The organism is Kitasatospora putterlickiae, assembly GCF_039527695.1.
In the GTDB taxonomy this organism is placed as follows: Bacteria; Actinomycetota; Actinomycetes; order Streptomycetales; family Streptomycetaceae; genus Kitasatospora; species Kitasatospora putterlickiae.
On sequence record NZ_BAAAKJ010000097.1, the window covers coordinates 11,163 to 14,026 of the forward strand.

The 2,864-nt window shown below is 76.2% G+C and carries 4 protein-coding genes and 1 pseudogene; 2 read left to right on the top strand and 3 right to left on the bottom strand.

Translation table 11 applies throughout. The features are described 5' to 3' along the window. The first annotated feature begins 152 nt into the window (after window positions 1–152). Both ABD308_RS10615 and ABD308_RS10620 read left to right on the top strand, forming a co-directional pair. Window positions 153–1,235 (top strand): NUDIX hydrolase, encoded by a 1,083-nt coding sequence (locus tag ABD308_RS10615; RefSeq protein ID WP_344331471.1) that lies wholly within the window; start codon window positions 153–155, stop codon window positions 1,233–1,235. A gap of 56 nt (window positions 1,236–1,291) precedes the next feature. Next, window positions 1,292–1,741 carry a DUF6188 family protein gene (locus ABD308_RS10620; RefSeq protein WP_344331467.1) on the top strand — a complete coding sequence of 150 codons (450 nt, stop codon included), beginning with the start codon at window positions 1,292–1,294 and terminating at the stop codon, window positions 1,739–1,741. On the opposite strand, the gene ABD308_RS10625 is transcribed toward ABD308_RS10620, so the two are convergent. The 3 genes and pseudogenes from ABD308_RS10625 to ABD308_RS10635 form a co-directional block, all read right to left on the bottom strand. Continuing rightward, window positions 1,710–2,084, bottom strand: a complete 375-nt coding sequence (locus ABD308_RS10625; RefSeq protein ID WP_344331468.1) for a hypothetical protein — start codon at window positions 2,082–2,084, stop codon at window positions 1,710–1,712. The two genes, ABD308_RS10620 and ABD308_RS10625, sit on opposite strands and share 32 nt — an antisense overlap. A gap of 77 nt (window positions 2,085–2,161) precedes the next feature. Continuing rightward, complete coding sequence (locus ABD308_RS10630; protein ID WP_344331469.1) at window positions 2,162–2,602, bottom strand: roadblock/LC7 domain-containing protein; 441 nt, start codon at window positions 2,600–2,602, stop codon at window positions 2,162–2,164. A gap of 34 nt (window positions 2,603–2,636) precedes the next feature. Continuing rightward, window positions 2,637–2,864 (bottom strand): annotated as a pseudogene (locus ABD308_RS10635) (hypothetical protein); the annotation flags it as partial.

A 2,864-nucleotide genomic window follows, 5' to 3' on the forward strand; every position in this document is an offset into this window, starting at 1 on the left:
CGGAGCCGACCGGGGCGGCCAACACACCATCGGGGCCGGCCGTTTCAAGGGTGGTCGGGGCGGGGTCGGGAGTCGGGGGCGGCTTTCCGCTTCCGGTGGGGGAACCGGTGAGGTGGGGTGGGGTGTCTTCGGAGGTGGCGGAGGGAGCGCGGATGGCGGGGCGGGGGTTGTTGGCGGCGGCCGGGGTGCTGTTTCCCGATGGGCGGGGGCGGGTGCTCGTGGTGCGGTTGCCGTATGACCGGAGGCGTCCGGTGGCGGTGCCGGGTGGGGGCTGGGATCCGCAGGACGGGTCGCCGCGCCGGACGGCGGTGCGGGAGGTCGAGGAGGAGCTCGGGTTCACGCCCCGGCTCGGGGCGCTCGCGTGCCTGGACTGGACGGTGGACCACCACCGCCCGCCGATCGCCGCCCACCTCTACTGGGCCGAGCCGCTGACGCCCGCGCAGGCGGCGGCGTTCACGCCGGACCGCGCCGAGGTGGGCGGCTGGGCGTGGCTGACGCCGGAGCAGGCGGGCCACGCGCTGCCGCCACGGCTCTCCCGGCGGGTGACGGCCTGTCTGCGGGCGCCGCGCGCGGCCGGGCCGCTGGAACTGGAGGACGGCTTGCCCGTCGGGCACTCGCTCGACCACCTGGCGCCCGGCCCGGCTCCCGCGTACACGGGCGCGGCGGGGCTCGCCGACCTTTCCCCGCACTGGCCCGCGGGCCTCTCCCCCGCGCCGCCGGCCGACGCCCCTCCGCTCCTGGACCGGGACTCCTACATCGCGAGCCGACCGCGGATCCGGGCCAAGGCCCGCACGGTGTTCACGGACCGGGCGGGCCGGGTCCTGCTGGTGCGCCAGCGGCCGTGGGACCTGCCGGGCGGCGACGTGCCGTACTGGACGCTGCCGGGCGGCGGCGTCGAGGCGGACCGGGAGTTCCCCCGGGCGGCGGCCCGCCGGGAGGTCCGCGAGGAGTTGGGCTGGTCCTGCGAGCCGGGGCGGCTGCTGGCGCTGGACTGGCGGCCCGGCCGGGAGGACACCCTGCTGGTGTACCTGTTCGACGGCGGCACGGTGGCGGACGAGCGGTTCGCGTCGATCGTGCTGCCCGAGGAGGAGCTGGTCGAGTGGCGGCTCTGCGACCCGAGGGAGGCGCGGGCGCTGCTGCGGCCCGCGTCGTGGGCGCGGACGGCGGCCGCGCTGGCGGCGCGCGACCGGCCGGGCGGCCCGGCCGAACTGGTCGGCGGGTACCCGGCCGGATGAGCGGGCTCGCACCGGACGATGGGACAGGCGGCGTCCCGCCGGTCCACACTGACCGCATGCAGAACACGCAGCACACGACGCACACCGCGGACGGCCTGGACGCCGCCCTGACCGGCCGCCGGGTGACCGCGGTCGTCGGCGGCGACCGGCTCGACCTGGTGCTCGACGGGCCGGTGACCGTCCGGGTGGCGCAGGACTTCCGCTTCACCGGAGCGACGGGCGTCGCGGTCTTCTTCCCCGCGCTGACCGTCCGTCCCACCAGACCACTGCTCGGTCTGGTCGGACGGACGGTCGGCTCCGCCCGGGTCACCCCGGCCGGGGGCCTGGAGCTGGTCCTCACCGGCGAGGGCGGCGGGACGCTGTCCGTCCCGCCGCACGCGCTGCTGGCGCCGTGGCGTGTGGTGACGCCGGACGGCACGCTCTGCGCGGGGCTCCCCGGCGGCGAGGTCGCCTGGTCCGAGGAGGCCGGCGCGCTCAGACCTCCAGGTCCGCCTCGATCCTGGTGAGCTGGTGGCGGGCCATCGCCAGGTTGGCCCGGCCCTTGTCCAGCGCCAGGTAGAGGAACAGCCCCTTGCCGCTGCGGCTGGTGAGCGGGCGGATCAGGTGGTACTGGCTGCTGAGGGTGATGAGGATGTCCTCGATCCCGTCGCTGAGACCCAGCATGTCCATGGTGCGCATCTTGGCCCGGACCACGTCGGTGTTCCCGGCGGCGGCGACGTTGAGGTCGAGGCCGCCGGGGCCGTCGAGGGTGGCGAGCGCCATGCCGCTGTTGTAGTCGACCAGGGCCGCGCCGATGGCGCCCTCGATCACGGTCATGGCCTGCTTCAGCGCGCCTGCGGCGTCGGTCATCTCGGTGTCTCCCGTTCCTGGGTGGGTTGGTGAACAGCGGGGCGGTGGTGGAAAAGCGGGTGCGGCGGCCGGGCCGGTCAGGACTCCCGGGCGTCCTTGGGCGGCGGCACGTCGTTCAGCAGCGCGGCGATGCGCAGGGCGGAGCGGCGGGCCTCCAGATGCAGGCGGCCGACGTTCGCGTCCGGGTGGGCGAGCAGGGTGAGCACGCAGCCGCCGCCCGCCGCATAGGTGGCGACGTAGCCGTTCTCACCCCGGACCAGCGACTCGCGGAACTCGCCCTGGCCGGTGCTGTCGGCGAGCCGTTGCGCCAGGCCCAGCGAGGCGGCGGTCATCGCCGCCAGGCCGGAGGGCTCGGTCCCGTGGGTGTCGTGGGCGATCAGCAGGCCGTCCGCACTGGCGACCAGTCCGCCCGCGAGGTGCGGCACCCGGTGCTTGACGGCGCGGAGTTCGGCCAGCAACTCGGCCTCCAGGGCGATCAGTTGTCTCCTGCCGACACGCTGCTTGAGCGCCCGCCTCATGGCCGTGAGGGCGGGGTCGCGGGCGGAGCGTGGTTCAAAGTCGGGCCTCCAGAAGGGTTCGGACCCGGATCAGCAGCGCGATGTCCGGATCGGTGGGGGTGGGCGGCACGGTGCCGGGATCCGTCCCGCGCCGTCCGCCGGTGAGGGCGGCGAGCGCCGCGCCGGGTACCCGTCGGTGCAGTCCGCCGGGGGCCCGTGGTGCCGGCACCCGGTCGGTTCCCGGCGCCCGCGCCGGTCCCCCGGTGTCGGCGCCGGTCAGCAG